Here is a 26,707-nt window from a genome sequence, read left to right as displayed (position 1 = left end):
TCACCCTGCGTCCGGCACCACCCGTGGCCCCGCCTCCTCCTGGGCCTCCGGTGTCGCCTCCAGTTCCGCGAGGAAGTCCTGCGGTCGCTGGTAGCGGAGATCGGGGTCACGGGCCAGGCAGGTACGCAGTACGTCGCGCAGGGCAGGCGAGACCGGGAGGGCGTCCACAGAAATGTCCTCATGGAGGACGGCGTAAAGAATGCTGGCCGCATCGGTGACCTGGTGGGGCAGCCGACCGGCGATGCACCGGTAGAGCACCGTGCCCAGGGCGTACAGGTCTGATCTGATGTCCACCTGGCCGCGCACCTGCTCGGGCGCCATGAACATCGGCGTCCCGATCACGACGCCCACCAGCGTCAGCGGTGTGCCTGCTTCCTCTAGGGCTCGGACGACGCCGAGGTCGATGATCACGGCGCCGCGGGTCGGGTGAAGGACGACGTTCGACGGCTTGATGTCGATCCGATACAGGCCCATGGAATCCATGTACCGCAGAGCCTCGCCGAGGTCTTTGCCGATCCGGGTGGTCTCCTGGGGAGTCAGAGACCCTTGCGCATCGAGGACGTGGGCAAGGTCGGGACCCTCGATCAGGTCGATGATCAGTGCGTGCTCTGGGGATTCGACGACGTCGATCGTGTGCGCGATGTTGGGGTGCCGCATGCGCATCCCGATCTGAGCCTCGCGGCGGAACCTGGCCAGCATGTTCTCGTCCGTCGTCAGGCCGCGGTGCAGCAGCTTGATCGCCACAGCCTCACCGGTCCGCAGATCGCGCCCCCGGTAGACGACACCCATCCCACCCGCCCCGATCGGACTGAGCGCCTCGTAGCGGTCACCCAGTCGCACGACGGGCGGCACGGCAGGTTGCGGCTCAAGCTGTGAGGCACCCGTCGCAGACGGATCCGCAGACGCAGGCGAGCGCGCGAGCGTGGTGTCCCAGGGACTGCGCAGAGGTGGTGTCGTCAGCCGCAGATCCGCGCGTTCGCTCTCGCTGCGCCACGCGAAGCCCGCCAGTTGCCGGGAGTACGAATCGGTGAGCCGGTAATACGTAACTCGGGCGTCTGCTGGATTGCCGTACTCGGTGGCATCGGGCCGGCTGCCCTCGCTCGTCACGTCGAGTACCCCTCTGCGCACCAGATGGCGCAGCAGCCGCTCCACCATCGGGCTGTCCAACCGCAGCAGTGGATCCAGTTGACCGTCGCTCGTGACATCCGTTGCCGTGAACACCCGGCCACGGCTGCGCAGCGCCCAGTCCACTACGTGATATCCGCCAAGACGCCACCGGTCGTTGTCGATCGGCAAGGGCGCCAGCGGGTTCGCCGCGCCCACAGATACCGCTTCAGACACCACCGATTGAAGATGGCCGTAGAACAGCATCCGCTGCCAGTCCTCGTCTGGCACCTGGAGCAAGGGGTGGCCCGAACTGTCCCATCCAACCAGGGCGTTGAACTCCTGCAGCAGTCTGCGTGGTACGCCTCTCGACTTGAACCGCAGATACTCGATCAGCGTGTCGAGCCCCTCCGGCCCGTCCGCTGGCTCGTCGTCCGGCCAGCCCTCTGGGACGTTCCCGTCCCAGGTCCGGCCCACCGGCCAGTTCCTCGGTGGTGGGCGCGGTGGTCCGAGCGAGCGCCTGATCTCCGCTTGCCGGGCCTCGAACAGCCCCCGTACCAACCGCTCGGGTGCTGCCCACAGGCACGGCACGTACATCCGCCAGCTGAAGACGCTCTCGTACACGCCGTTGCCCCGGTCCGCGTCCCTGAGCGCCTGGTCGTGCAGGTCAGGTCCGGCGACCAGGATGAAGTGGGCGCCGCGTGCGGTCAGTACGTTCTTGAGCGTGCCGAGCAGCGTCTCGAGATGACCGAGCGCCTCCTCGGAGTTGTCGGTCAATTTGTCGACTTCATCGAGCACGATCACGGGGTGCACCCGCAACCGACGCGGCTCCCGTCGGCGGCGCAGCAGGCGACGCCGCCGAGCGGCGGGATGGGCCTGGGTGCCGCCGAGCAACTGGATGATCCGTATGAGGTCGTGCTCGACGTCCGTCTCGGAGTAGGCCAGGAACGAGGCCTCCGTCGCGCGGGCGCTTGTCCGCCGACCCGTCATGCTCAGCGTGGGCGATAGGGAGGCGAGTGGGCCGTTCTGGATGCCGATGCCCATGGTGCCGCCGTGCTCGCTGCCTTCCGACTGGGTCTGTTTGAAGGACAGCGAGGTTCGGGTGTAGGCGAGCAGCAAGGACTCCTGGACATCGCGCGGCAGCCGCTGGAGCTTGCCCTCGTCGTCCAGCGTCTCGAAGATCCGCCGGACGACGGCGAACAGCAGTTGGTCCGCCTCCATTCTCCGCGCGATGTTCAGATGCACGGTCAATAACTCGTGTGTGCTGGTCTGTTGGGCCTGGGTTGCTGCGGCGGAAAGAGCCCGCAGCACGAGCGTCGACTTACCGACGCCCCGGAATCCGGTGACCAGAAAGGTGCCGCCGTGCGAGTAGGTCAGCCGCTCCCGCAGCGTCGCGACGAGTTCATCGTGACCGAAGCCGGGTATCGCGTCGTCGCCGACGGGCAACGGCTCGTGGATGTACCGGAATTGCCGGTGCAGCGGCATGTACAGCACGACGTTCCCCCTTCGCCTCTTCGCCACGGGCAAAGCAAGCGTAGATGCCTGGGCCCTGCAGAACAGCGGCTCTCGTGACACCGCGGGCACGAGAGAAGACAAGGGCGTCGTCCAAAGGCTCGTACGCCTGGAGCCAGGCTCAGGCCCGGCGTAGTGTGATGACGTTGCCAGGGAGTGATGATGGAGCAGTCTTGGCGTGCTCCTGGATGACTGCCGGGGCTTCCCGCTGTCCCGAGATGACCTGCTCCATCAGATCGGCGGCCCAGCCGCCGGTGAGGGCGGTGAAGAGGTCCGGTGTGGGCCGTTGCTCCAGGCCTCGTTCGGCCATGACGGCGAGGAGGCGTGGCCGCTCGGGTTCCAGGTCGGCCCACCCGGGTTCCGGGATCCGCCAGGTGACGCCTGCGTGGGGATCGCGGCGTGCGGAGAGCTGCCTGAAGAGGCCCGTGGCGCGGTTCACCCAAAACCTCGGCGGCGACTGGGCAATCGACCCCGAAGCGCCCGCCGACGGCGCAGCCCACCTCATCTACAGTGACGGACGAGGCATCAGCTTCCGCCCCATCTTCGGCGGAACCACCGCCCAACTTTGGGTTACAGGCAGCGCCGCACCTCCGCTCCCCGACGGCGCCACCCTCGCCGAACGAGTCGCCTGCGAAGCACAGGTTGCTCTACGACTTGAGCTGTCCCGAGTTTCGTAGAGTCCGATGATGTTGGTTCAGGCGGACTGCGGGACTTGTTCCAGGCTCTGCCAGAAGTCCCGTTCGTACTTGCTGGGCGGTACGTAGTCGAGGGCGGAGTGGAGGCGTTCTTCGTTGTACCACGTGATCCACTGGAAGATCGCCCGTTCGACCTGGTCGACGTCCCGCCAGGGGCCCTGCATCTCGATCAACTCAGCTTTGAAGGTGCCGTTCAGCGCCTCGGCCATGGCGTTGTCATAGGAGTCCGCGACGGAGCCGACCGACGCGGAGGCACCGATGTCTGACAGCCGTTCCGTGTAGCGAATTGACACGTATTGCGACCCCCTGTCGGAGTGATGGACCAGGCCGGAGCCCTTCTTGATCCGCCGACGCCAGAGCGCCATCTCAAGTGCGTCCAGGGGGAGTTCGGTCCGCATATGGTTCGCGATCTGCCAGCCGACGATCATGCGGGAGAACACGTCCAGGACGAAGGCGACGTAAGCCCAACCGGACCAGGTCCTGACATAGGTCATGTCGGCGACCCAGAGCCGGTCGGGGCCGTCGGCAGTGAAGTCCCGGTCGACCAGGTCCGGCGGCCTGGGCGCCGATGGTTCGGACACCGTGGTCCGCCTGCGCTGGCCGCGGATGACGCCCTCAACGCCGAGCTCGGCCATCAGCCGCTCGACAGTGCAGCGGGCCACCTCGACTCCCTTGCGCCGCAGGGCGCGGGTGATCCGGCGGGCTCCGTAGGTGCTGCCGGACTCGGCGTGGATCTGCTCGATCATGGGCATGAGCTGTTCGTCGCGGAGCCGCCGGGCGGACTTCGGGCGCTTCTTGCGGGCGAAGTACGTCGACGGCGACAGGTCCAGCTCCCGGCAGACGGGATCGACCCCGAGGCCCTTCGCTCGCAGGTGGTCGATCACCTGCTCGGCCTCGTCCGGGGGCGGTCGATCTCCTGGGCAAAAAACACCGATGCGGCCTTCAGGATCTCGTTGGCCCGCCTCAACTCAGCGTTTTCCTTGCGGAGTTGCTTGAGTTCGTCGAGCTCGGCTGTGCTCAGCCGGTCGTCACGTTCGCCGGCATCGGCCTCACCTGGCGGACCCAGCCGCGCAGGGCTTCCTTGTGGATGCCCAGGTCTTTCGCGACGTGCGCGACGGGTCGTCCGGTGGTCCGGACTTCGCGGATCGCGCGCTCACGTAGTTCATCGGGGTATTTCCGTGGTGCTGGCACTGATGTGGTTCTCCTTCGCCAGGATCGTAACCCTGGCATCAGGGACTCCACCAATCTCAGTACAGCTCACGTGGAGATCTGACGGACGTGCAGTGGTCCCGCCTGGAGTCGTTGTTGCCGGCGGCCAGAAGACCGGGACGGGCGCCGATATGGACCAGGCGGCAGACCTGTCAACTGAACTCAGTGGTCGCAGGGCGGTCCTCAGTCGATGACGGTACGGGTCACCGTCGCGTCCGCGGGCGCCCGTACCGCGTTGAGCACGACGGCGGCCACCGACTCGGGCCGCAGGAACTGATCCGGGCGGTACTCGCGGCCGGCCCGTTCGGCCGCCTTGCGTTGCAGCTCGGTGTCGGTCGGACCCGGGTGGATTGAGGTCACCCGCACTCCGTTGGGTGCCTCTTCGGCCTGAAGTGCCTCTGCGAACGCTCGCAACGCGTATTTGCTGGCGGCGTAGGGACCGCGGTGCGCCTTGATCCGGAGTCCGGACCCCGCGTTGATCAGGACCACCTGTCCTTGGCAGCGGCGGAGGGACGGCAGGAGCAGGCGTGTGAGTTCGGCGGCGGAGAAGAGGTTGACCGCGAAGATTCGCTGCCAGGCGTCCAGTGGGGTGTCGGCGATCGTGCCGGGCTCCGCGACGGCGGCGTTGTGCACGAGCACGTCCAGTCGGTCGATGTCCGTCGTGGCCTGGGCGAGGCCCCCGGGATCCGCCAGATCGACCGCCCAGGGGTCGGCCTTCCCCGGCAGGTCGCGGGCGAGCGCCTCGAGCGTCCGGGCGTCGCGGCCGCCCAGGAGCAGATCGTGTGTGGGTGCCAGCGCACGGGCGACGGCCGCCCCGATGCCCCGGGAGGCTCCTGTCACGAGTGCGCTCGGTCGTGGAGTCGTCATGGTGTGCTCCCTCGTGGAACGGGCCGGAAGGTGACCGGCAGGCTGGTCAGTCCACGCATGAACCGGCTGCGTCCCCAGGCCAGTTCGCAGGGATCGCTCGCGAGCGCCAGTCCGTCGCAACGTTCCAGGAGGGCGCGGAGCGCGATCGCGGCTTCCGCTTTGCCGAGCGGCGCGCCCAGACAGTGGTGGATCCCGTGTCCGAAGGCGAGGTGCCCTCGGCTGTCGCGGAGGATGTCGAACCGGTCGGGCTCGGCGAAGCGGGCGGGATCCCGGTTGCCGGCGCCGTAGGACAGCAGTACCGCCTCTCCGCCACCGGGAACGGTGACGTCTCCGATCCCCACATCGCAGGTCGTGAACCGCAGGACGGGCGCCATCTTGATGGGGCCGTTCCAGCGCAGGATCTCCTCGATCGCCTGCCCCACGAGGTGTGGCTTCCTGCGGAGCAGCTCCAGTTGCTCGGGGTGCTCCAGCAGGGCCAGCACCCCGCTGCCGATGAGATTCGCGGTTGTCTCGAAACCGGCCACGAGGAGGAGGAAGGACATGCCGATCACCTCGTCCTCCTGGTGATCGGCTGAGAGGAGTCGCCCCAGCAGGTCGTCGACACGGACGGGGGACTGCCTCTTCGCCTTCAGAAGTCCGGTGAGGTAGTCCCGCATCTCGGAGGCAGCCCGGGGCATGCGGCCGTGGTCGCCTTCGCTCATCTCGACGTAGATGCCGGCGAGCCGCGCGAAGGTGTCCCGTCCCCGGGCAGGCACACCCAGTACTTCCGAGATGACGGTGAGCGGCAGACGCTTCGCGAAGTCGGTGATGACGTCCAGGCGCCCCAGTGGAAGGACCGGGGACAGGAGGTCGTCGGTGATCTGCTGGATGCGTGGACGCAGGGCCTCGATGCGGCCAGGGGTGAACTCACCTGCCACCAGTTCACGCAGTCTGGTGTGGTCCGGAGGGTCGCAGCGGAGCATATTGCGGGTGACGGTGTACGTCTCGGTGGCGAAAACCCACGGAGCGGTCTGCACGGTCCTGTTGCCGCGCCGCGGATCGTTGCTGAGCCGTGGATCCTTGCTCGCCGTGCGGATGTCCTCATGGCGCGTGACGAGCCACACGGGAACGCCGGCGAACACCACGCGCCGTACGGGCTTTTCGGCCCGCAACTGTGCGAGCAGTGCATAGGGGGCGTCGACGTAGCCCCTCGCGTCCACAAGATCAGTGAGAACGCCGGAATCCCGGTGCCCCGGCGGCATGGGGCAGGCGACGGCGTCGTTGACCTCTTCTGCATTCACGGGTCCTCCATGGAGCGCACGGCCGTTCGGGTCCGGTGAACCCGTGCATGAGCGGGCAGGGCCAGGCGCACCGGCAGCGCGTCGCAATGAGGGTTCGAGGGGTCGCCGGTACGGGGCGTCCATGCGCCCCATGAGTGGTACATGCTGCAGTTCCGGCGTTCCAGGTAACAGATGAGGTTGATCGGCCACCCGGTGTTGGCGAAGACGTACGTGTCCATGCGCGTCGGGTGCTCGCTCAGCCGTGACCCGCCGCCGCCCGGTGAGTCGATGTTGTGCCAGTCGGGGTGGAGGTGTATCGACCCCAGAATGTCCAGCCCGTCCAGCTCGGCGTCCCGCAGGATGCGCAGCAGGTCGGCGGAATCGCACCAGTACCCGCGATGCGGGTTCTCATAGGCCGTTCCGAAACAGGGAACGATGGATTCCGAGAATTCCCCCAGGGCCGCGCCGTCGGTGGCCCGGACGTTGCGGCCGAATTCGACGCGCTCGATGCGGGCGCTGCCGCCCTGCATACGACCGACCAGCACCCCGAAGCAGGGATAGGGAAAGCCCGGCCTGATCGATTCGTAGACACGAAGAGCAGCGTCGAGGAACGTGGAGCAGGCGGCGCTCTCCAGGAAGACGTGCACGCTGTCCGCGTATGCGTGGGGACCACTACCGGTCATGACGATCAGCCTCCGTTCGCATGACAGCAACGGAAGTGAACCCGCGCAGCCGCCCAACCCTCTGGGCGGGCGGCCGTGCCTGCGCGAGATCGGGAAGACGCTGCCGCAGCCGTCGCAGCAGCATCGCCATTTCCAGGTACACCAGTTCGGCGCCGAGGCAGTAGTGGGCGCCTCCGCCGAAGCTCAGGTGACGTGCCTCGCCGCGCCCCGGCCAGAACTCGTCGGGCCGGGTGAACACACCGGGATCCCTGTTGGCGGCACCCAGCACCGGCCAGACCTGCGCTCCCGCCGGTATCGTCACGCCGCCGAGGACCACCGTCCTCGCGGGAATGCGGGGGGCGGGCGTGAACTGCACCGGTGCGTCGTAGCGGAGCACCTCGTCGACGAACAGCCGGGCACGGACGGGGTCGTCCAAGAAGACCGCCCATTCCGGGTGACGGATCATCAGGACGATCCCGGTCTCGATCCCCGCGGCGATCTGCGGGTACCCGGCGACCGTGAGTCCCGTGAGGATGCTGACCAGTTCGTCGTGCGGCAAGGCCTCGGGACAGGCGGTGTGAGCTCGGACGAGTTCGGACAGCAGATCGTCGCCGGGCGAGCGGCGACGTCGAGCCACTTCCCCTTGAAGGTAATCGGTGAGCTGCCGCATCGCCACAGTGCCCTCGCGGTCCCGTTCGGGCAGCGGACCGGAGGTGGGGAAGATGTCGGTGACGAGTGTGGAGACGTGCTCTTGATCGCCCTGCGGCAGTCCCAGCACGTGCATGATCGTGTCGCGGGGAAACGCCTCGGCCAGCGTGGTCATGTCGGCGACGCCGTAGCGGAGCGTCTCCACCACGGGTTCGAGCAGGTGGTCGCAGAGTCTGCTGACCCACGGCTGCTGACGTCGCACGTGCTCGACGAAACGCCGAGCGACCGCGGTGCGCATTCTGGTGTGCCGGGGTGGATTCTGCGCGCTCATGACGCGGGACAGCACAGGCACGCAACGACCGGCCGTCCCCGCGGACGGCCGGGGACCGCCCGGGGCGAGGAAGCACTCGCGCTCGGTCAGTACACGCCGGCAGTCCGTGTACCGGGTCAGGAGGTAGGCGCCGGTCCGGCACCGGTACACCGGTTCGGTCTCACGCAGCCATTCATAGACGGGGTACGGGTCGCCGGCGTGAACATCCGTGAGGGCATCAGTGGAGCCGATGGTTCCCATGGCATCAACCCCTCGGGGCGATGAAACGGAGGTCTCGTGTCAGGCCACTCTCCATTGACGACTCCGAACGGGTGACACGCGACTCGGAGCACAGCCCGATTACTCCAAATGAGTGAGCGGCGGTCGTGTTGGTGCTCCAGATCTTCTTCCAGTGGGCCGACGGGAAGTCCGCGAATGCAGTGATGTCTGTGGCGGCGTCCTAGCACGGTCTTGACCTGGGCAAACTGCCGGCCGAGCATGTCGGCGACCACGTTCCGCTGGGTGCGGACGGTCTCGGCGGCGGTCTGCGCGAAGACGGTGCGGATTGGCCCTGTCCACGAGAAGGCACAGCACTTCGACACCGTGCCTCGTCTCGCGTTTCTGACGTGGAGGCTCGTGAGGACCCCGGTTCCGTGTGTGGCCGTGGTCAGGGGCGCACTGGTGGACAGTCGGTGGCGAGTGTGCACCGTGGTTGGCCAGGCAGCGGGTCTGCGTGCCATCGGCTCTGTTTATGGTGGTGCGGCTGTCGGCTCACTCCAGGACGGCGAGGTGGTCGGCCGCGCCCCCGCGCCATTCGATCAGGAAGAGGGTCGCGTCGTCGCTGGTGCGGCCGCCCCGTTGCTGCTTCAGGGCGTGGGAGAGTGAGCGCACCACCGCTCGTACTCCCTTCTCTGTGCGTTCGATGCGGTTGACCCAGTGGATGAGTTGTTCCTCGCCGAATTGCTCTTCGCCCGCTTCGTGCTCCTCGATCAGACCGTCGGTGAAACACAGCACTCGGTCGCCGCGTTGGAGCATCTGCTGGCTGATCTGGGGCTCTTCACCGCCGAAGCCGACCGGCAAGGTGGTCGGGCCTTCCAGTTGCCGAAGGACCTCGTGGTTGCGGATCAGCAGCGGTGCGGGGTGACCCGCATTGACCCACTGCAGGTCGCCCGTTGTGATGTTCAGACGCATCATCTGCGCGGTGACGAAGTGGTCGGGCCCGAACTGCTCGGCGATGGCCCGGTCCATGAACGCGTAGATCTCGGACAGGCCGATGTCGGCACGTCTGGCGTGCCGGTAGGCTCCGACGGCGACGGTGGCCATCGTGGCGGCGTCCAGGCCGTGGCCCATCGCATCGACCATCGCCACATGCAGGATGTCCTCGTTGAGGGCGTAGTCGAAGCTGTCGCCTGCGACGTTGTAGGCGGGTTCCAGGATTCCGGCCACCGCGACCTGCGGGACGGACATCGCCAGCGGAGGCATCAGGGACCACTGGATCTCCGCGGCCACGCTCATCGGTTCGCGGCGCCGGGCGAGGAAGAACTGATCGGTGTAGCTGTGCTTGGTGACCAGCATGTCGGCGACCAGGCCGGCGAGCCTGCGCAGCAGCCGCCGGTCGTCGTCATCGACGCTGTCCAGGGTGAGGGCCATCACGCCCACCTGGTCGCTGCCGTCCAGCAACGGTAGGTACATCCGAACGCCGTCGGCCTTCGGCACCTCGGCAGTGGTCGCGTGCAGAAAGGCCGTGCCGGCGGGGGAGTCATCGATCGGCTCAGGCTCGCCGACCATCAGCCGCCGACCTGGCAGCGGCACCAGTACCAGTTGGCCGTAGTCCTGCAGCAGGATCGAGACGTCGCGGCCACCGACCCTGGCCACCTCTTCCGCGATCAGCGGGGCGATCAGCTGCGGGGGCATCTCGTGTGCCCGGTCCAGCAGCACCCCCAGCAGCCGCTCACCGAACCCTTCCGAGCGGTCCGGCATGCCCTTGTCAGGCCGCCGCTCACCTTCCGCCATAGCCGCACCCCTGCACCGGCGTCGTCAAAGCCTCGGCCACCGTGTCGCTGCTCACTTCGTGCCACGGGTCCAGCGCCCGCTCCGACACGCTTGGTCCATCCTGCGGTCACGGCGGATGCGCTCGACCCGCTCGCGTGATCTGTACACACGGGCTCCTGACACGACCGTGATCAACCCGCACAGGGTGACGCGGCCGACCACCCCGAACAGCCCATTACGCCAGACGCGGCATGTCACACACGGTCAGGGCAGATGGCTCTCAATCTCGTTGTGCACCAAAAATCCTCTCCCGGAGCGGCGCCGCACTTCGGGGGGCCGCCCGACAGCCAGCCAGCACCAACGCCGGGCCGATCCGTCCAGGGCGAGCGCAGCTCATCGAGTTGGCCACGCCGAAGCGCCCTCGACTGAGCGGAACGGCCCGGACACGGGAAGATCGGGCGGCCCCTCGCAGACCCTGCCGTCCTGCTGGGAATTACGCGACGCTCGCGGCGCGATCGTGGAATTACGGGCTCTGTTGACGATCTTGTGATGGCGCCCGGCTACGCTCGAATTCCCCGCCCATACCCAGGTCGACTGCGATGATGAGGGCTGCGATTTCCGGGCACCACGGTCAGGGCGCGGGCCGGTCGAAGTGGGTAGTGCTGTCGACGTTCGCCAGGGTCAGATGAGCCTGTGTGCAGGTGGCCTGGTCAGCATGCAGCGGATTCTCGTATGGCTTGGAGAGAACTTTCTTGTTGTCGATGTACAGAATCTGCTGCATATCTTTCGAATTTGAGTCGTAGTGCACGGTGGAGTCTCGGACAGCGTAGGTGAAGGTGTCTCTTCCCGTGATGTTCAGCTCGACGGACTTACCGTCGTGGGTCCCGGTCAGCCATAGGTTGGCCACGATCTCGCCGTGGCCATCCGAGCCGAAGTTGACGGAGGCGGAGCCGGTGCGATTGACCGGTCGGACGACGCCGTCTTCGGTCAGGGGAAAGCTCTTAGGGAAGCCGTCTTGTTGGATCCACATGCCAAACAGGCACGGGTCGAGGAGCGGGCTGGCGCTGTCTTGCGTTGTCGCTGTCGGACTGGACGCGGCGTCCGTCCCCACGCCGCGCGCGCCCCGCGTACCGTGGCGAGGAGACCCACCAGGAGGAGCCCGTGAGCGCCAGCCCGACCACGCGCCCGCCCCCGCTCCCACCGCTGCCGCGCAGCTGCTCGCCCAACTCCGCGCCAGCAGCTGGGTGCCGGCGTTCGAGCGTGACTGGGCAGCGGCATTGGAGGACTCCCGGCACACCTACAGCCTCACCCCGCTCCACGACGTCGTGCGCACTTGGCAGGCCCGCCTCGCCGCCGCCCCGGCCGTCGACGCGTTCCTCGCCTCCGGCAAGGACGACTCCGACGGCGTCGACCAGACCCGCATCCGCCGCGATCTGCAAGGTTTCTACCGGGAGGCCGGCGACCCCGAGGCACCCGTAGTCGTGCTCCTGCACGGCTTCCCGACCAGCTCGCACATGTTCCGCCACCTGATCCCGGCGCTCGCCGACCGCTACTTGGAATGTTTGGCGCCGTCCCCGTGCTGGCGGCGGTGTGATGGCGCTGGTGGGGGAGTTCAGCCGGCCACGGCCTCCTCCTGGTGCGGCTCGGCCGCAGCAGGCTTTTCCGCGGCTGCCGCGGTGTAGAAGACGGATGAGCCCTGCTTGGTGCGGTGTGCGTGGCTCTTGGCGACCAGATTTTCCAGGGTGGTGCGCACGACGGTGGTCTTGATGCTGCGGTCAGGGTGGGCCTGGGTGAGTGCGGCGGAGATTTCGGCGGCGGAACGCGGCTCGTTCTGCTGCCCGAGATGGCCGCGGATCACGTCGACGAGGGTCGGCTTGGCCGCTGTCTTGGATGCCTGCGCGGGTGAGGCCTTGGCGGCGGTCTTCTTGGGTGCCGTCTTCTTCGCACCTGTGGCGGCCGTCTTCTTCGGCTTGCTCTGCCTGGGCGCAGCGGAGGCCTGGTGCGGCACGGCCGGCGCGGCTGTGGTGTCTGTCTTGGCGGCGGGGCGTGCGCCGCCGAGTGCCTGCTGCATGTTCACCAGCACGGTGTGGTCGTGCTGCAGGGCACGCAACTGCTCCTGCAGGGCCTCGATGTCCGCAGCGATACGTTCCTGCTCCTTGGCATTGCGCTCAAGGTCGCCCGTCACCTGGGCGAGGTATTGCGAGGTCAACTCTGTGGTGTGGGTCTGGCTTTCAGGCATGACATGAGCCTTTCTTTTGGTCCGCGGGCATGGTGGTGAAAGGAACGGGGGCTTGTCCGCGAATGGATGGAGAGTGTGTCCCGTCGGTGATGGCCGGTCCACCCGCAGGACACAACTGTCGCGGCCTGTGGAAGTGTAGAGATAGTACGCACGAGTGGAACCAAATGTTCCTGTCGCGTGGGCACGGGAGCTTCAGCCCGTGGTCGGCCGTCGCGTTGGAGCAGACACTTGTGCCCTGCCGTACACAGGCGCCCTATGTGCCGTGCCGCTGTGCAGGCATGTGAGCCAGGCTGGCTGTGGACACGAGAATGGGAGTCGTTTGTTGACGACTTCGGGAGTCGCTTCGCGTGCCGCCCTCATTACCGGGTGCTGTACGGGCCGCCGCGGTACGGCGCTCGCCGATCACCTGCTGCGGCTGCTGGAGCTGCGCGACCGGTTGCGCGCCGCAATGACGTCAAGACGCTGGACTCCCGCAGTGCCGGCAGCGCGCAACCAGGTACGTGCGCTTACGGGCGGAGTTGGCCGACGCGCGGCGGCACGGGCTGCGGGCACGGCGGCGGGATCGGTTGGCGCGGGTGGAGGAACGGTCGGCGCGGCTGCGGCGTCCGCCCAGGCGGCGGGTGCGCGTTGGGCGAGGGCCGCCCGCGCAGTGGGAGTTCGGGCGGCCGGCGCCTTGGCTAGTCTGCACGGGTGACCACCGACCTGACCCTGCTGCCGCGTGTCGCCTATCGCGGACAGGAGGTCACCGCGCCCCGGCTCCGCGGCCTCCTCGCGCTGCTCGCGGGCGACTTGCGCACGGGCTGCAGCACCGAGCGGCTTGTGGAAGGGCTGTGGCTGCCGGACGAGTTGCCGGAGCGGCCGGGAAAGGCGCTGCAGGTCCTCGTGTCCAGGGCCCGGGCGCAGCTGGGCGCCGACGTCCTCGCAAGCACGCCGACCGGATACCGGCTCGCCCTCGCCGAGGATCAGGTCGACAGCTCCGCCCTGCTGCTGCACGCCTCCGCCAGCGCGGACCGGGCCAGGGCCGGGGACCACGCGGGATCGCTGGCTGCGGCCGAGGCCGGGCTCGCGCTGTGGGAGGGCACTCCTGACGGGGCCGGCGACACCGACGACCCCGTGGCCGCGTTGCGCACCGAGCGCGCCCCCGTCCGCGGCACGCTCGTACGCGCGCAGGCGCTCTCGCTCGCCCGGCTGGGGCGGCACGCGGAGGCGGCCGGGCCGCTGGCCGTGGCCGCCTCGGAGCGTCCACGCGACGAGGAGGTGCTCGCCGAGCTGCTGCGCGGCGAGGCGGCGACGGCGGGCCCGTCCGCGGCGCTGATGCGGTACGAGGCGTACCGCCGTGAGCTGCGCGACGAGCTCGGCACGGATCCGGGTGCCGGGCTCAAGGCCGTACAGCAGGAGCTGCTGCGCGGCGAGGCGCCTGTGGTCAGGCACGGCGTGCCGCACGAGCCGAACCAGCTCCTGGGCCGGGGCGAGGACATCGCGGCGGTGGAGCGGCTGCTGCGCGTCTCCCGCGCCGTCACCGTCGTCGGCCCCGGTGGCCTCGGCAAGACCCGGCTCGCGCATGCCGTCAGCCGCCGGGCCGAGCAGCGCGTGGTGTATTTTGTGCCGCTCGCCGGCGTCACCGCGGACGAGGACGTGGCCGCGGAGGTGGCCTCCGCGCTCGGCGCGGGGGAGGGGCGGCCCGGTGCCATGAGCGGCCACGACCCGGTGTCCGGCATCCTCGGCGTGCTCGGCTCCGGGGCCGCGCTGCTGGTCCTCGACAACTGCGAGCAGGTCATCCGGGGCGCCGCCGACCTCGTACAGGCTCTGGTCTCGTCCTCCAAGGATCTGCGGGTGCTCGCCACCAGCCGGTCCCCGCTGGGCCTCACATCGGAGGCGGTGTACGCGCTGCCGGAACTCGGTCTCGGTACCTCGGTCGAGTTGTTCACGCAGCGGGCCCGGGCCGCCAGGAGCAGCGTGGAGCTGCCGCCGGGCGCGGTGGCCGAGCTGTGCCGCCACCTCGACGGGCTGCCGCTCGCCGTGGAGTTGGCGGCGGCGCGGGTGCGAGTCCTGTCGGTTCCGGACATCGCCCGCCGCCTCGGCGACCGGTTCGCGCTGCTGCGCGGCGGGGCGCGGGACGTGCCGGAGCGTCACCGCACGCTGCACGCGGTCGTGGAGTGGAGCTGGAACCTGCTCGCCGAGGACGCCAGGGCGGCGCTGCGCACGCTGTCCGTCTTCGTCGGTGGTTTCTCCGGCGAGGCGGCGGAGCAGGTGCTCGGCGAGGACGCGCTGCTTGTGCTGGAGCAGTTGGCCGATCAATCGCTGCTCACCGTCGCCGACACCCCGGCCGGCGTGCGGTTCCGGATGCTGGAGACCGTACGGGAGTTCAGCGCGGCCCGGCGCACGGCGGCGGGCGAGGACGAGGAGGCCGTCGGTCAACTCATCGACTGGGCACGGGACTTCGGGGTCGCGCACCACGACGTGCTCTTCGGCTCGGAGCCGTTGGCCGCCTGGAAGCGGATCAAGGCCGAGCAGGACAACCTCGTACTGGCCCTGCGGCACGCCCTGGTCCGTACGGACGGCCCCGCCATCGCCGCCCTCACCGCCGTCCTCGCCGCTCTGTGGTCCACCGAATCCAACTATCCCCGCCTCGCCGCCCTCGCGGCGGACACCGGCCCGCCGCTGTCGCACTACCACCCCGGGCCCGAATACGTCGAAGTCGCCCGCGCCGCGGCGGTGTTGGGCACGGCGACCGTGTTCATGGGCCCCGGCCCGCGCGCCGTACGCCAGCTCGTCACCCTCCGGCGGTTGCCCCCGGCCCCGCCGGACACACTGCTGCGCGCCCACGCGGTGGTGCTGAGCGCCGTTCCCGAGATGCTGCCTCCCGACTACGACGTGCTGCGGGGGCTCTGCGACAGCGAGCAGCCGCTGGTCGCCGGCCTCGCCGAGTGCATCGCCTGCTACGTATGGGAGTACGAGCACGACATCGACCGCGCGCTCGCCTCGGCCCGCCGGATGGTCGTCGCACTGGCTCCGGTCGACAATCCGTCCGTGCGGCTCCTGATGCATTCCCGGCTGAGCGAGCTGTGCTTGCGGACGGGGCAGGGCGAGGAAGCGTACGGGCATCTCAAGGCGGCGCTCCAGGTGCTGCCGTGGCTCGGCGACGGGCACGACTACATCGGCATCCGCTCGCTCCTCGTCCTCGCCTGCCTGCAGCGCGGCGACCCCGACGAGGCCGAGTACTGGCTGCGGCAGGCGGAGGGCGACAACATCCCGCAGCAGGACGACTTCTACCGGCCCGACCTCGGCGGGCGCGCCGAGATCGCGCTGGCCCGTGGACTGACGGAGGTCGGGCTCGGGCTGTGGCGCGGCGCGGTGGAGCGGATGCTCGCGGCCGGCTCGACGCACGGCGGCGACTCCTGGCTCGACCCGTGGGCGTTCCAGATCCAGTCGGTGCTGGTGACGGCGCACGCGCACGCCGGCCGTATCGAGCTCGTCGCGGGGCCGGTCGACCGGCTGCGGCAGGGGCTGCGGACCCTGCTCTCCGGCCCGTCCGGCTCGCCCAGCGAACTCCCTGTGTTCGGTACGGCGCTGCACGCGCTGGGCATGGCGGGGCTCGCGTCCGGCGACGCCTGTGCCGTACGGATGATCGCGCTGGCCGAACGGCTGCGGGTGCTGCGGGAGTTCCAGCCGACGATGTCGGCGGACCGCGCCCGGCAGGCGGCCGAGGAAGCCGACAGGGCGGCGTACGCCGACGCGGTGTCGGGGTACGCCGCCCTGGGGCGGGACGAGCTGCGGGAGGCGGCCCGCGCTGTCATGGCCGTTACTTCGGGTCGCGGTTGAACGACGCCGTCGACCAGCGGTAGCCGAGCACGGACAGGCCGACGCACCAGATGATCGCGATCCACCAGTTGTTGCCGATCTCGGTGCCGAGCAGCAGGCCGCGCAGGGTTTCGATGGCGGGCGTGAACGGCTGGTACTCGGCGAGCGGCTGGAACCAGCCCGGCATCGTGTCGGCCGGGATGAAGGCGCTCGAGATGAGCGGGAGGAGGATCAGCGGCTGTGCACTGTTGCTGGCCGCCTCGGCGTTTGGGCTGGCCATGCCCATCCCGACCGCGATCCAGGTGAGCGCCAGGGCGAACAGCGCGAGGAGCCCGAACGCCGCCAGCCACTCCAGGGCCGTGGCGTTCGTGGACCTGAAGCCGATGGCCATGGCGACGGCGCCGACGAGGACCACGCTGGCGATGCACTGCAGCACGCTGCCGACGACGTGCCCGATGAGCACAGACCCGCGGTGGATCGCCATCGTGCGGAAGCGGGCGATGATGCCCTCGTTCATGTCGGTGGACACGGACACCGCGGTCCCGATCACGGTGCCGCCGATGGTCATCAGCAGGATGCCCGGGACGATATAGGCGATGTAGTCGGAGCGGTCGGCGCCGCCGCCGATGCCCGCGCTCATCACGTCGCCGAAGATGTAGACGAAGAGCAGCAGCAGCATGATCGGCGTGAGCAGCAGGTTCAGGGTGAGGGACGGGTAGCGCCGCGCGTGCAGCAGGTTGCGGCGCAGCATCGTGTTCGAGTCGCGGACGGCGAGGGAGAGGGCGCTCATCGGACAGTCTCCTTGGGCTGGTTGGGGACGTTGGTGCCGCCGGTCAGGGCGAAGAACACGTCGTCGAGGTCGGGGGTGTGCACGGTCAGCTCGTCCGCCTCGATGCCGGCGGCGTCCAGCCAGTCGAGGATGGAGCGCAGTTCGCGCTGGCTGCCGCCGCTGGGGATCTGTAGCGACAGCGCCTCGTCGTCGCGGGTGACCTCGCGCAGTGCGACGGCGGCGGACTGGTACGCGGCCGGGTCGGTGAAACGGAGCCGGACGTGCCCGCCCGGGATGAGCCGCTTCAGCTCCTCGGCGCTCCCCTCGGCGGCGATCTTCCCGTCGTTGAGCACGGCGATGCGGTCGGCGAGCTCGTCGGCCTCCTCCAGGTACTGGGTGGTGAGGAAGACGGTGACGCCGCCGGAGACGAGCTCGCGGATGATCCCCCACATGGTGTGGCGGCTGCGCGGGTCGAGGCCGGTGGTCGGCTCGTCGAGGAAGATGATCCGCGGATTGCCGACCACGGTCATGGCGATGTCGAGGCGGCGCTTCATGCCGCCGGAGTAGGTGGCGACGGGCTTCTTCGCGGCCTCCACCAGGTCGAAGCGCTCAAGGAGTTCGGCGGCGGTGCGGCGGCTCTCGTGGCGGGAGAGGCGGTGCAGGTCCGCCATGAGGAGCATGTTCTCCTCGCCGGTGATCAGGCCGTCGACGGCGGAGAACTGCCCGGTGACGCCGATTGCGGCCCGCACGGCCTGCGGGTCGGCGGCCAGGTCGTGGCCGCCGACGTGCAGGTCGCCGGCGTCGGCGGTGATGAGGGTGGAGAGGATCTTGATGGCGGTGGTCTTGCCGGCGCCGTTCGGGCCGAGCAGGGAGAAGACGGTGCCGGCCGGCACCGCCAGGTCGATGCCGTCGAGGACCGTCTTGTCCCCGTAGGCCTTGCGCAGCCCCTTGGCCGCGATGGCGAGTGAGTGCGATGTCGTTGTGGTCATGCCGCAGAGGTTGCGGGAGGGTGCATTCAGCGCGGTTTCACGATGGTTTCAGCGCCCTGGAACCGGGCGGCGGAGGACAATGCCTTATTGCCTCCCTGCCGTTGCGGCCTCAGCGCGGCTGTCGCCGCGCCCCGCCGGCGCTTTCGACGAAGACGCACCGAAGCGATCATCGCCACCAACCCGTCTGCTGCTGCCCGGTCCGCGGCTCCGTCACGCGGCCAGGCAGCAGCAAAGCCTTGAGACATGTGCAGGTTGGGACAGCTTGACAGACCGCATAACGGCGGCGGACACCCATGCGCACCAGGCGGGCGGTCGGCACCGGCGTCACTGAGGTGAGTCTCAGCTGCGGCGAGGGCGCGCAGTACGGCGCGGCGTTCGTTCCGCGCGGCGAGCGTGCGGGCGAGGCGCAGTGGGAACAGGCAGCGGGCAGCCGGGTTCTGGGCGCGGGTCAGGGCGTGGTTGAGGATGCCCGCCGCGGAGATGTGATCGTGCCGCCAGGCGGCCTGGTAGGCGAGGTCGCCCAGGCGGCCGGCGCCCATGTCGTGGCTGCCGGCCCCGTGGGCGTTGTGCAGGCGCGGTCCGACAGCGGGCGTGTAGCGGCCGTGCGCGAGCAGGTCGGTCACGGTGGACAGGTAGGCGTCGAGCAACTCGGCGGTGCACTGCCGCTGCTCGGTGGCGAGGCCGCCCGGTTCGGGATTCCCGCCGACCGTGCGGAGGCCGCTACCCGCGCGGCCGCACGCCCGTTGCCCGACGGTAAGTGGCAGACACTGCCGGAACGGGCGGAGGCGCTGGAGATCCTCGACGAACTCCACAGGCTCGGCGCGCTCGGTGTCACCACATGGCTGGACCAGGAACACATAGGGGAAGGCGGTGTGATCCAGCGGCCGTTCCTTGAACGCGACGAGCTGTGTCGGTCCCCGGCTTGACGATTCCGAGTGGTTCACACGGACACGGACGGCCTTTCCTGGCTGGCTGCGTCGAGTAGCAGTTTCGCGGCCACCGTCAGGACTTCGTCCCGTCTTCGGCCCCTTAAGGCCCTGACATGTGAGGAGTCCACGGCCGCGCGGGAGGAATCGAGCGCGTCGGCGGCCCGCAGCTTCGCGAGCAGGACCTCGTGCAGCCGCTGCCACACGCCGGCCTCGGTGATCTCGGCCTCGATGAGCTCCTGCAGAACCCTGATTGACTCGACTCCGTCGGCCGTATGTAGTGACTCCCGCAGCCGCATCAGGTCGGACTGGGACAAGGCCATCGTGTGCTCCTCCGGTTGAACGGGCCGTTCACCAGGGAGACTTGCACGGTGGCCTGTATCTGTTCAGGGAGCAGTCACTGACACCGGTTGCACGCCCAGGGCGGACAACCGGGTGTTTCAGGGCCCAGACCGACTACACCACTCGGCGGGACACCATCAAAAACGGGCCCGCCGTCCTGTTGTTGCCTGCGCTCGGGCAGTGCATCTGATGACCTGCTTCTTTGTCCACATCTGACTTCCTGCATGCAACAGAACAGAGTCGAGAAGGAACAGGCGTTAGTAGCTGTTGTCTTTCCGATCTTGAGAGATGCGCGTCGAACGGGAGTCCCGATCGGGTGTTCGCGGGGCGCTTGGTGCATACGGATAGGGCTTCCTGAACAGCTCGTTGGTGTCGAATCACCGAGCAACATCAGGAGGCCCCAGTGCCGCAGTGTTCCCTGTCGACGGCGGGGCCGTCCAGTTCGGTCGCTCTGGAGTGTGAGTGCCTGGCTCACCGGTTCGGAAACGCTGCCGACAACGGGGTCAGGCGGCCGTGCTACCGACGGACATGACGGATGGGGAGTGGGCGGTCATCCGGCCGCTGCTGCCGGTGCCGGGCCGGCTGCGCGGTCGGGTGGTCGGCGGAGGCGTACTGCCGCCGGGCGATGCTGGATGCGATCCGGTATCTCGTGGACAACGGGATCAAGTGGCGGGCGATGCCCGCCGACTTCCCGCCGTGGGACCGGGTCTACGCATTCTTCCGCCGCTGGCGGAGGAACTCCCTGGTCAGGGAGTTCCACGACCGGCTGCGCTGGTATTCCGGGACAATAACAGTGTCTGCTTTTTCGAGCGCATCAAGGCCGGCTGCACCGGTGACGGAGAACCCTGAGCGGGCCACGGGCACGACCTGCTCATACGTCGCAACCGTCAGCTCGTAGTTCGGGTCCATCGAGAAGATCTGCGCCGCGATGCCGAGCTCAAGCGGCAGCACGCCGGGCAGGCTCAGTACGACAACGTGATGGCGCAGGGGCACGGCCACATCGTTGGAGATCATGGCCCAATTATGGCGGGAGAAGGCCCGCGGGCCACTGTTTGTGGACGGCTGTGGTTGCTTAGGTTCGGACCATGAACGATCATCTGGTTCTACCAACTGGCGACATCGCCGACGCAGCCCTCGCGATCGTGCACGAGACGGTGGACAAGCAGATTGCCGACCACAGCCTGCGCAGTTTCTACTTCGCACGGCTGACTGCTCAGCAAGAAGGCCTGCTAACCGATGCGGCATACGACGAGGGCCTGCTGTTCGCAGCCACGGTCATGCACGACCTCGGGCTGGGGACGCTTGCCGAGGGCAATGCCCGATTCGAGGTCGAAGGCGCGGACATCGCCGCAAAGCTGCTGGCTGAGCACGGGGTCCCTGACGGCGACATCAGCCGGGTCTGGGAAGCCATCGCCCTGCACAGCTCGCTCGGCCTCGCCGACCGCATGGGCCTGCTGACCTACCTGACCCACAAGGGCGTCTTCACCGACGGTGGCCGCTTCACCGAGCTTTCCCCCGAGCTGCAGGAGCCCGTGCGTCTCGCCTACCCGCGGTCGCCTGATGACCGCTCGCTCCAAGTGGCCATCGTCAAGCACGCCCGAAAGTCTCCGAATGCGGCGCCGCCCTTCTCCATCGCGGCTGAACTGCTCAGGCAAACCGGCGGCTGACGAGAGCCAGAGGCAGGCCGGCGGTACACACGAGTCGGCCGAGGGCCGGGCGCTTCGAGCGGGTCGTCGCGAAGGACCTGCACTGCACAGCGGTCCGCATCACCGGCGGCGACCCGGACCGGATCGAGACCACGGCGCGGTACGCGGCGGAAGCGGGCCTGGAGGTCTGCTTCTCACCGTTCCCCTGCGAACTGACGAACGCCGAGATGCTGCCGCTGTTCACCGACTGCGCCGAACGGGCGGAGCGGCTGCGCCGGGACGGCGCCGAGGTCGCCCTCGTCACTGGCTGCGAACTCAGCCTGTTCGCCCGCGGATACCTGCCCGGCGACACCTGCAACGAGCGCGTCCCGGTCCTGGCGGGCCCCGGCCGCGAGGTCGCGCTCCAGGGCATCCCCGGCAAGGTCAACGCCTTCCTGGGTGAGGTCGTCGACGCCGTACGGCCTCTTTTCGGCGGTCGCGTGAGCTACGCCTCCTGCCCTTTGGACGGCGTGGACTGGACCCCGTTCGACGTTGTGGGCCTGGACGCGTTCCGGGGGCTGCGCAACGCCCCCACCTACCGCGACGACCTGCGCAAGGAGTTCGCCCACGGCAAGCCCGTCGCCATCATGGAGGCTGGCTGCTGCACCTACCAGGGCGCGGGCGACTACGGCGGCGCCGGCTGGTACATGGCCAAGGAGGCCGACGGCGTCACCCTCAAGCCCGACCTGGTGCGCGACGAGGGCGAGCAGGTCCGTTACCTCGACGACCTCATGACCGTCTTCGGCCCTGGATTCCGTGACTCCCTCGGCAGGGCCGCAGGCAGGGGTAAGAGATCACAACGTCTTGATCTGGCCACCGTCGATGGTGAACTCGGCGCCTGTGATGTTGCTGGCGAGCGGCGAGGCGAGGAAGAGAGCCAGATCGGCGACTTCGTGAGCTTCGGTGACCCGCCCGGTGGAGATGCCCATGCTCTGCGGCACGACAACATCCATGGCTTCCTGTGCGGTGGTGCCGGCCTGGGCCGCCGTGGCATCGGCGAAGCCACCCGGAGCGGTCCAGAAGGGAGTGCGGACCGGTCCTGGGGCGATCGCGTTGACCCGGACGCCTTGCGGTGCGAACTCCTCGGACAGTGACTTGGTCAGGCTGGTCAGCCCGGCCTTGGCCGCGGAGTAGTCCACGACCGCGGGGAATGGCAGGCGCGCGTTGATGGAGCTGATGTTGATGATGGCAGCCTCGTCCGCGTCCAGCAGGTGGGGAAGCGCCGCGCGGCTGGTCCGGACCGCGCTGAACAGGGTCATGTTGAAGATCCGTTGCCACTCGGCGTCGTCGATGTCCAGGAAGCTCGGACGGGGCGTCGCGGCACCCAGATTGTTCACCAGGATGTCGACCCTGCCGTACTGGTCCACCACGAGCCGGACGAGTGTGTCTGGTCCGTCTGCGGTGGACAGGTCAACCGGAACTGCGGTGACGCCGTACTTCTCATGAAGCGCTTCGAGCTCCGGAGTGATACTCCGGCTGCCGGCGATGACGTGTGCGCCTTCACGGGCGAACGCATCGGCGATGGCGAGGCCGATGCCCTTGCTTGCTCCGGTGACGACGGCGACCTTGTCCTTGAGCTGGAGGTCCATGGCGGTCCCTTTTCTGGGTTGGTCCCCCCTACATCGAGCGTAGGGGGGACCAGCGCCGCCAGCTCGGGCGGGCCAACCGCGTGGCGATCCCTCACCCGCCAACCGCAGAGCCCAGCCTCGCCACCTCAAGCGCTGAGCCGCCGCCCTCGCCGCCACCCAGTCCGGCCACCCGCATCACCCGCTTCGACTGCCCGCCCCCCTCACCCCGAAGCCGTGGACACCCCCGGCACTCCCGTCTTCCCGGCGACCACCCGTCGCGTCGAGCCCAACGGGACAACTGGAGTACGCACGGGTTTTTGAACGGACGCCGACGGCATGATCGGGGCGAGTGAGCAGGTGTGAGCCCCGTGTTTGAGGTGTCCCACAGGGGTGTGAGATTCCTGCAGTCACTCGCAGATCCGTAACCCGTTCCCTGACCCCGGGACGTGATGCGGTCGGTCTGGCAGAGGTCTTCGCCGTCGACTGGGCAACCATTCAGTGGTTCCTGAACCGCTGACGGTAGGCCGGGTGACGAGTTCTCGTCCCCCGGCGTGCTGCACGCGTTCTCGCCGTCGATGGCGGCATAAGAGGGACATAATTTGTGAGCATGTGTGAAATTCGGGGCCTTTAGGAAGAATCGCTTCGCTGGCACGCCCCGGCCGCAGCTGGCCTGGCCTACACCCCGGTCCCCGAACCTCCCTGGAGAGCACCGTCGTGTCTCATTCTCTACACGCGCCCTTTTCAGGGCGCAGGCCTGCCCAGGTGGGCGCGATTGCCGCCGCGGCGTTGGGCGTGACCGTCAGCATGCTCGGCGGCGTCGCACACGCCGACATCCCCGGTGCCGACGGGGTCTACACAGGCTGCTACGCCCGGAGCACCGGAGCGCTCCGGGTCATCGATTTCGAGGCCGGACAGCGGTGCCGATCCACTGAGCTCGCGATGACCTGGAACCAAACCGGTGCCGCCGGTCCGGCAGGGCCCGCCGGTCCGGCAGGCCCCGCCGGCACCGTCAACACCACCATGGCATTTGGACAGGTCACCGAAGCGCCTCCTGGCGGGGCAGGGCGGAGCACGGCCGTCTGTCCGGCCGGCCAGAAGGTGATCTCCGGCGGTTTCAGCCTGAACTCCGGAGAATCTCCGTACTTCGCTGATCGGAGGACCACCAATACCCAGGACGACACCTGGGTCGTCGATTTCCAAAATCCAACCCCAAACGCCCTAACTGGCACTGCCATCGCGTATTGCTCGCCGTGATGCTGTAGCGATATGCAGCGTGCGGGCCTCTGCCGTATGCCACCACATTCGGTCAGCCGCGCGCTGAGCGTGCCCCGCCTCCACACCCAGGCGGCCAGGCCGGACTCCCGCTACCCGGCTCCCCTGTGGTGGGGCAGATCCTCAGCCCCGTTCCAGGAGCGGGGACGACGCGGCCGACTTCAACCAGGTCTGGAAGGAACAGTGGGCCATCGACGGGATCGACGCCGGCTTCCAGGCGTACGTCGACGCGGCGGCCACCTGGGTGCGGCAGGCCACCGACCGGCGGCTCCGGATCTACAAGAGCACGTTCACCGGGGACTGGAATCCGCAGACGCCCCGCCAGGGCCACTGGGACGCGTTGATCAAGGGCGCGAAAGTCGTCAGCCGCCGGAGCGGCGAGCTGTGGGCCGTGTCGGTCAGCGACGCCCCAGGGCGACTGCAGCGACTCCAGTTCCGGGGCGGCACCACGCAAGGAGCACAGCCGCACACCCACCCTCTCAGCAGCGTCCAGGGCGCGCTCAAGCTCCAGCACCGGCGCCCCCGGTGGCGCCTCGTCACAGTGGAGCACGCCGCGGTCGGGCCCGCGCCGGCCGTCCAGCTTCTGCAGCACCCAGCCCGACGGGCGGCCGCGGGAGCCGAGGATCTCGTCGACCGCCGACGGCGGCGACAAGTGCGTCATCGGCACCTGCTCGTAGGAGCCCCCCGGTGACGGGCCGGACGTGCGCGGGGGCCTCCGCCCACCCCACGTACCAGGCCGGCTCCACAAGTCGACCGGCGCGAACCCGACTTCGGTCAGCAGCCGTGTGAAGGGGGCCTTGGCGCTCTCGTCGTCACCGGCGAGGAAGACGACCTGGTTGCCGTCCTGGTGCCGGGGATCGGGAGCCATGTAGGTGGCGAACATGGCGTTGAAGGCCTTGATCAGCGTGACGCCGGGCAGCTGCTGGGCGACCCACTCGCTGCCGGTCAGCGGTGAGACGTCGGCGAAGCCGCGGTAGGGGTCGGACCGGGCGAACTGGTTGGTCATGTCGACCACCACTCGGCCCGTCCAGTCCCCGAGCCGCCGCCCGACCGCGGGGACCGCGCCGAACGGGACGGCGAGCAGGACCAGGTCGGCCGCCGCCGCTTCTTCGAACTTGGCCGCCGAGGCGCCGGGCCCGATGGCGGCGACGGCGTCGCCGAGTGTGCTGGGGCCGCGGCTGTTGCTGACCAGCGCCGGGTGCCCGGCGCGTGCCGCGTGGGCGGCCACGGCTCGCGCTGGTGCTCTTGCACCGATGGTGCCGATGGTCCTGAATTCCATGAGGTCACTGCTCCCTTGCGGTCCAGCTTTGGTCAGTTCAGCTTGAGCAACGCGGTGCCGGTGCCGTTGGTCCGTGCCGCCGAGATGGCGCTCGGCAGTTCGTCGAGCGGGTAGGCGGCATGAACGGCGAGAAGGTGTGGGTTATGCGCGGCGATCTGGACGGCGGCTCGCCGATCCGCGGCCCGGATATCCCCAGGGCGGGTCGCCCAGCGTGAGACGCTCACCGCGCGGACCTTCAGTTCTCACATAAGCAGCTCCGACGTCGACAGCGTCCACGGCTGCGCGGCCAGATCGCCCCAGAGGACCAGCGTCCCGCCATCGTCGAGAAAGGGCAGGATCTCCCGCACGAAGGGACCACCGGTGCGCATCGGCGATGACGGGCACCGGCCTCCCGCGGACCGCCCCCTCCAGCTCGCGCTGCCAGCCGCCGCTTGCGGAGACCACGACGGGCACGTCCGGCCAGTTTGTGCGGACCGTTGACGCAGAACGGTCACTGCGGACGACCGCGACAACGGGCCAGCCGCGGTCCCGGGCCTGCTGAACGATGAGCTTGCCGACCGCGGACGCGGCCCCCGACACGAGGAGTGGAGAATCGCTCGGCGCCGCCGCGGCGGCCCTCAGTTCATCGACCGCACGGAGCACGTCACGAGAGGTGAGGGTTTTGACGAGCAGGACGCTCGCCGTTTCGTCGCTGAGGGATCCGGGACGGCTACGGCGGCCTCGGCCGGCACGGTGATGTGCTCGGACCATGCGCCCGGGGCCGGAAAGACCGCTACCCGATCGCCGGCATGGAGCGCCGGCATCGATGGACCCACCGCCCTCACCACGCCCGCCGCCTCGGTGCCCAGCCTGTGCCCCGCGGATCCGTCCGGCAGGCCGGTCTCCGTCGCGACCAGATCGCCGCGGTGGACCGGGGAGACGCTGACCCGCACTTGGATTTCGCCGGCCCGAGGGGCGGGCGCCTCCGGTCGGTCCTCGATGTGTGCGACGGCTGCCGCATCGCCCGCCCGGTAGTGGACCACGCTCTTCATGACTCACTCCTCGTTGTGCCGAAGCCGTTGCCCTGACGACGGTCGCAAGTACGCGGCTCAGACGCCCTGGAGCGTCGAATGCGTCCCGCGTCGCCGATCTGGCGCCTAGTAGGACTCCGTTAGGTTGTTCTGGCTCTCTTTGGGCTGGTGGCGAATGTTCTGGGCAGGGGCTGGTGGCAGGTGGTGCAGGTACCGGTCCAGCAGTTCAGCAGGTCCTGGATGGTGTCGAGGATCTGGTAGAGGGTGAGTCCGCTGTATCGGCTTTTGGGGCCAGGCGCTGTTCGGTGAGGAACGCGTGGGCGGCGGTGACCAGGGTGACGTGGTGATGCCAGCCCCTCCAGGATCGTCCCTCGAAGTGGTCCAGGCCGAGGCCGTGTTTGAGTTCCCGGTAGTCGTGCTCGATGCGCCAGCGGATCTTCGCGAGGCGGACCAATTCGGCGATCGGGGTGCCGGCGGGCAGGTTGGACAGCCAGTAGTCGGTGGGTGTCTCGGCGCCTTCGGGCCATTCGACCAGCAGTGTGACCTCGGGCAGGACGCCGTCCCAGCTG

At 68.8% G+C, this 26,707-nt stretch carries 22 protein-coding genes and 6 pseudogenes; 7 read left to right on the top strand and 21 right to left on the bottom strand.

What is annotated here, in order from left to right:
- The 10 genes and pseudogenes from ACZ4WS_RS43005 to ACZ4WS_RS42960 form a co-directional block, all read right to left on the bottom strand.
- A complete protein-coding gene (locus ACZ4WS_RS43005) occupies positions 1 to 2,589 on the bottom strand; it encodes a serine/threonine-protein kinase (protein WP_467989000.1) in 2,589 nt (862 codons plus the stop codon).
- A 148-nt stretch (positions 2,590 to 2,737) separates the two neighbouring features.
- Positions 2,738 to 3,055, bottom strand: coding sequence for a hypothetical protein (locus tag ACZ4WS_RS43000; protein ID WP_467988907.1), 318 nt, complete (start codon positions 3,053 to 3,055; stop codon positions 2,738 to 2,740).
- A 255-nt stretch (positions 3,056 to 3,310) separates the two neighbouring features.
- A pseudogene (locus ACZ4WS_RS42995) lies at positions 3,311 to 4,541 on the bottom strand (IS3 family transposase).
- A 162-nt stretch (positions 4,542 to 4,703) separates the two neighbouring features.
- Positions 4,704 to 5,387 carry an SDR family oxidoreductase gene (locus tag ACZ4WS_RS42990; RefSeq protein ID WP_467988905.1) on the bottom strand — a complete coding sequence of 228 codons (684 nt, stop codon included), beginning with the start codon at positions 5,385 to 5,387 and terminating at the stop codon, positions 4,704 to 4,706.
- On the bottom strand, positions 5,384 to 6,667 hold the full coding sequence (locus ACZ4WS_RS42985; protein WP_467988903.1) for a cytochrome P450 family protein: 1,284 nt from the start codon (positions 6,665 to 6,667) through the stop codon (positions 5,384 to 5,386). Before ACZ4WS_RS42985 ends, ACZ4WS_RS42990 begins: the two co-directional genes overlap by 4 nt.
- Complete coding sequence (locus tag ACZ4WS_RS42980; protein WP_467988902.1) at positions 6,664 to 7,329, bottom strand: hypothetical protein; 666 nt, start codon at positions 7,327 to 7,329, stop codon at positions 6,664 to 6,666. Before ACZ4WS_RS42980 ends, ACZ4WS_RS42985 begins: the two co-directional genes overlap by 4 nt.
- Positions 7,319 to 8,527, bottom strand: a complete 1,209-nt coding sequence (locus ACZ4WS_RS42975; RefSeq protein ID WP_467988900.1) for a cytochrome P450 — start codon at positions 8,525 to 8,527, stop codon at positions 7,319 to 7,321. The genes ACZ4WS_RS42980 and ACZ4WS_RS42975 overlap by 11 nt, the downstream gene beginning before the upstream one ends.
- Before the next feature lie 127 nt (positions 8,528 to 8,654).
- Positions 8,655 to 8,832 (bottom strand): annotated as a pseudogene (locus tag ACZ4WS_RS42970) (transposase); the annotation flags it as partial.
- Between the two features lie 205 nt (positions 8,833 to 9,037).
- On the bottom strand, positions 9,038 to 10,279 hold the full coding sequence (locus ACZ4WS_RS42965; protein ID WP_467988898.1) for a PP2C family protein-serine/threonine phosphatase: 1,242 nt from the start codon (positions 10,277 to 10,279) through the stop codon (positions 9,038 to 9,040).
- Between the two features lie 610 nt (positions 10,280 to 10,889).
- On the bottom strand, positions 10,890 to 11,288 hold the full coding sequence (locus ACZ4WS_RS42960; protein ID WP_467988896.1) for a hypothetical protein: 399 nt from the start codon (positions 11,286 to 11,288) through the stop codon (positions 10,890 to 10,892).
- On the opposite strand from ACZ4WS_RS42960, the pseudogene ACZ4WS_RS42955 reads away from it, so the two are divergent.
- Together ACZ4WS_RS42955 and ACZ4WS_RS42950 are read left to right on the top strand one after the other, a co-directional pair.
- Positions 11,287 to 11,610 (top strand): annotated as a pseudogene (locus ACZ4WS_RS42955) (DUF6247 family protein); the annotation flags it as partial. The gene ACZ4WS_RS42960 and the pseudogene ACZ4WS_RS42955 sit on opposite strands and share 2 nt — an antisense overlap.
- Before the next feature lie 69 nt (positions 11,611 to 11,679).
- A pseudogene (locus tag ACZ4WS_RS42950) lies at positions 11,680 to 11,811 on the top strand (alpha/beta fold hydrolase); the annotation flags it as partial.
- A gap of 59 nt (positions 11,812 to 11,870) precedes the next feature.
- On the opposite strand, the gene ACZ4WS_RS42945 reads toward ACZ4WS_RS42950, so the two are convergent.
- Positions 11,871 to 12,497 carry a hypothetical protein gene (locus ACZ4WS_RS42945; RefSeq protein WP_467988895.1) on the bottom strand — a complete coding sequence of 209 codons (627 nt, stop codon included), beginning with the start codon at positions 12,495 to 12,497 and terminating at the stop codon, positions 11,871 to 11,873.
- A gap of 690 nt (positions 12,498 to 13,187) precedes the next feature.
- On the opposite strand from ACZ4WS_RS42945, the gene ACZ4WS_RS42940 reads away from it, so the two are divergent.
- Positions 13,188 to 16,319, top strand: coding sequence for an ATP-binding protein (locus ACZ4WS_RS42940; protein WP_467988893.1), 3,132 nt, complete (start codon positions 13,188 to 13,190; stop codon positions 16,317 to 16,319).
- Here the strand turns inward: ACZ4WS_RS42940 and ACZ4WS_RS42935 are convergent.
- Positions 16,300 to 17,088 carry an ABC transporter permease gene (locus ACZ4WS_RS42935; RefSeq protein WP_467988891.1) on the bottom strand — a complete coding sequence of 263 codons (789 nt, stop codon included), beginning with the start codon at positions 17,086 to 17,088 and terminating at the stop codon, positions 16,300 to 16,302. The two genes, ACZ4WS_RS42940 and ACZ4WS_RS42935, sit on opposite strands and share 20 nt — an antisense overlap.
- Entirely contained in the window at positions 17,085 to 18,056 is a 972-nt protein-coding gene (locus ACZ4WS_RS42930; RefSeq protein ID WP_467988890.1) for an ATP-binding cassette domain-containing protein, read from the bottom strand. Before ACZ4WS_RS42930 ends, ACZ4WS_RS42935 begins: the two co-directional genes overlap by 4 nt.
- Before the next feature lie 293 nt (positions 18,057 to 18,349).
- Between ACZ4WS_RS42930 and ACZ4WS_RS42925 the strand changes: the two genes are divergently transcribed.
- Positions 18,350 to 18,982 (top strand): hypothetical protein, encoded by a 633-nt coding sequence (locus tag ACZ4WS_RS42925; protein WP_467988888.1) that lies wholly within the window; start codon positions 18,350 to 18,352, stop codon positions 18,980 to 18,982.
- Positions 18,983 to 19,086: 104 nt separating this feature from the next.
- Here the strand turns inward: ACZ4WS_RS42925 and ACZ4WS_RS42920 are convergent.
- Positions 19,087 to 19,197, bottom strand: a pseudogene (locus ACZ4WS_RS42920) (IS5/IS1182 family transposase); the annotation flags it as partial.
- Between the two features lie 662 nt (positions 19,198 to 19,859).
- On the opposite strand from ACZ4WS_RS42920, the pseudogene ACZ4WS_RS42915 reads away from it, so the two are divergent.
- Positions 19,860 to 20,021, top strand: a pseudogene (locus tag ACZ4WS_RS42915) (transposase); the annotation flags it as partial.
- 11 nt (positions 20,022 to 20,032) lie between these two features.
- Here ACZ4WS_RS42915 and ACZ4WS_RS42910 read toward each other — a convergent pair.
- Complete coding sequence (locus ACZ4WS_RS42910; protein ID WP_467989002.1) at positions 20,033 to 20,338, bottom strand: type 1 glutamine amidotransferase family protein; 306 nt, start codon at positions 20,336 to 20,338, stop codon at positions 20,033 to 20,035.
- Between the two features lie 71 nt (positions 20,339 to 20,409).
- Here ACZ4WS_RS42910 and ACZ4WS_RS42905 point away from each other — a divergent pair, with 71 nt between their 5' ends.
- Complete coding sequence (locus ACZ4WS_RS42905; protein ID WP_467988886.1) at positions 20,410 to 20,991, top strand: HD domain-containing protein; 582 nt, start codon at positions 20,410 to 20,412, stop codon at positions 20,989 to 20,991.
- Between the two features lie 173 nt (positions 20,992 to 21,164).
- On the opposite strand, the gene ACZ4WS_RS42900 is transcribed toward ACZ4WS_RS42905, so the two are convergent.
- Complete coding sequence (locus tag ACZ4WS_RS42900) at positions 21,165 to 21,578, bottom strand: hypothetical protein (RefSeq protein ID WP_467988885.1); 414 nt, start codon at positions 21,576 to 21,578, stop codon at positions 21,165 to 21,167.
- A 225-nt stretch (positions 21,579 to 21,803) separates the two neighbouring features.
- Complete coding sequence (locus ACZ4WS_RS42895; protein WP_467988883.1) at positions 21,804 to 22,598, bottom strand: SDR family NAD(P)-dependent oxidoreductase; 795 nt, start codon at positions 22,596 to 22,598, stop codon at positions 21,804 to 21,806.
- A 741-nt stretch (positions 22,599 to 23,339) separates the two neighbouring features.
- Here ACZ4WS_RS42895 and ACZ4WS_RS42890 point away from each other — a divergent pair.
- Positions 23,340 to 23,831, top strand: a complete 492-nt coding sequence (locus ACZ4WS_RS42890) for a hypothetical protein (RefSeq protein WP_467988881.1) — start codon at positions 23,340 to 23,342, stop codon at positions 23,829 to 23,831.
- Between the two features lie 52 nt (positions 23,832 to 23,883).
- Here the strand turns inward: ACZ4WS_RS42890 and ACZ4WS_RS42885 are convergent, their stop codons facing one another.
- From ACZ4WS_RS42885 to ACZ4WS_RS42870, 4 genes are all read right to left on the bottom strand, one after another.
- Positions 23,884 to 25,128, bottom strand: coding sequence for an NAD(P)-binding domain-containing protein (locus ACZ4WS_RS42885; RefSeq protein ID WP_467988879.1), 1,245 nt, complete (start codon positions 25,126 to 25,128; stop codon positions 23,884 to 23,886).
- Between the two features lie 32 nt (positions 25,129 to 25,160).
- A complete protein-coding gene (locus tag ACZ4WS_RS42880) occupies positions 25,161 to 25,352 on the bottom strand; it encodes a hypothetical protein (RefSeq protein WP_467988877.1) in 192 nt (63 codons plus the stop codon).
- A 393-nt stretch (positions 25,353 to 25,745) separates the two neighbouring features.
- Entirely contained in the window at positions 25,746 to 26,159 is a 414-nt protein-coding gene (locus tag ACZ4WS_RS42875; protein ID WP_467988875.1) for an alcohol dehydrogenase catalytic domain-containing protein, read from the bottom strand.
- A gap of 205 nt (positions 26,160 to 26,364) precedes the next feature.
- A partial coding sequence (locus tag ACZ4WS_RS42870; RefSeq protein WP_467988874.1) for a transposase occupies positions 26,365 to 26,707 on the bottom strand: 343 nt, incomplete at its 5' end.

The organism is Streptomyces sp. NPDC029292, assembly GCF_055569295.1.
This window is presented reverse-complemented; position numbering and strand designations above follow the sequence as displayed.

What these genes read in the sequence shown, in the direction of transcription:
- ACZ4WS_RS42990 (WP_467988905.1), bottom strand. Translation starts at nt 5,387, where the DNA reads ATGACGACTCCACGACCGAGCGCACTCGTGACAGGAGCCTCCCGGGGC.
- ACZ4WS_RS42935 (WP_467988891.1), bottom strand. Translation starts at nt 17,088, where the DNA reads ATGAGCGCCCTCTCCCTCGCCGTCCGCGACTCGAACACGATGCTGCGC.
- ACZ4WS_RS42905 (WP_467988886.1), top strand. Translation starts at nt 20,410, where the DNA reads ATGAACGATCATCTGGTTCTACCAACTGGCGACATCGCCGACGCAGCC.
- ACZ4WS_RS42965 (WP_467988898.1), bottom strand. Translation starts at nt 10,279, where the DNA reads ATGGCGGAAGGTGAGCGGCGGCCTGACAAGGGCATGCCGGACCGCTCG.
- ACZ4WS_RS42885 (WP_467988879.1), bottom strand. Translation starts at nt 25,128, where the DNA reads ATGGAATTCAGGACCATCGGCACCATCGGTGCAAGAGCACCAGCGCGA.
- ACZ4WS_RS42945 (WP_467988895.1), bottom strand. Translation starts at nt 12,497, where the DNA reads ATGCCTGAAAGCCAGACCCACACCACAGAGTTGACCTCGCAATACCTC.
- ACZ4WS_RS42925 (WP_467988888.1), top strand. Translation starts at nt 18,350, where the DNA reads ATGCGCACCAGGCGGGCGGTCGGCACCGGCGTCACTGAGGTGAGTCTC.
- ACZ4WS_RS42910 (WP_467989002.1), bottom strand. Translation starts at nt 20,338, where the DNA reads ATGATCTCCAACGATGTGGCCGTGCCCCTGCGCCATCACGTTGTCGTA.
- ACZ4WS_RS42980 (WP_467988902.1), bottom strand. Translation starts at nt 7,329, where the DNA reads ATGACCGGTAGTGGTCCCCACGCATACGCGGACAGCGTGCACGTCTTC.
- ACZ4WS_RS42975 (WP_467988900.1), bottom strand. Translation starts at nt 8,527, where the DNA reads ATGGGAACCATCGGCTCCACTGATGCCCTCACGGATGTTCACGCCGGC.
- ACZ4WS_RS42960 (WP_467988896.1), bottom strand. Translation starts at nt 11,288, where the DNA reads ATGTGGATCCAACAAGACGGCTTCCCTAAGAGCTTTCCCCTGACCGAA.
- ACZ4WS_RS42930 (WP_467988890.1), bottom strand. Translation starts at nt 18,056, where the DNA reads ATGACCACAACGACATCGCACTCACTCGCCATCGCGGCCAAGGGGCTG.
- ACZ4WS_RS42875 (WP_467988875.1), bottom strand. Translation starts at nt 26,159, where the DNA reads ATGAAGAGCGTGGTCCACTACCGGGCGGGCGATGCGGCAGCCGTCGCA.
- ACZ4WS_RS43005 (WP_467989000.1), bottom strand. Translation starts at nt 2,589, where the DNA reads ATGCCGCTGCACCGGCAATTCCGGTACATCCACGAGCCGTTGCCCGTC.
- ACZ4WS_RS42895 (WP_467988883.1), bottom strand. Translation starts at nt 22,598, where the DNA reads ATGGACCTCCAGCTCAAGGACAAGGTCGCCGTCGTCACCGGAGCAAGC.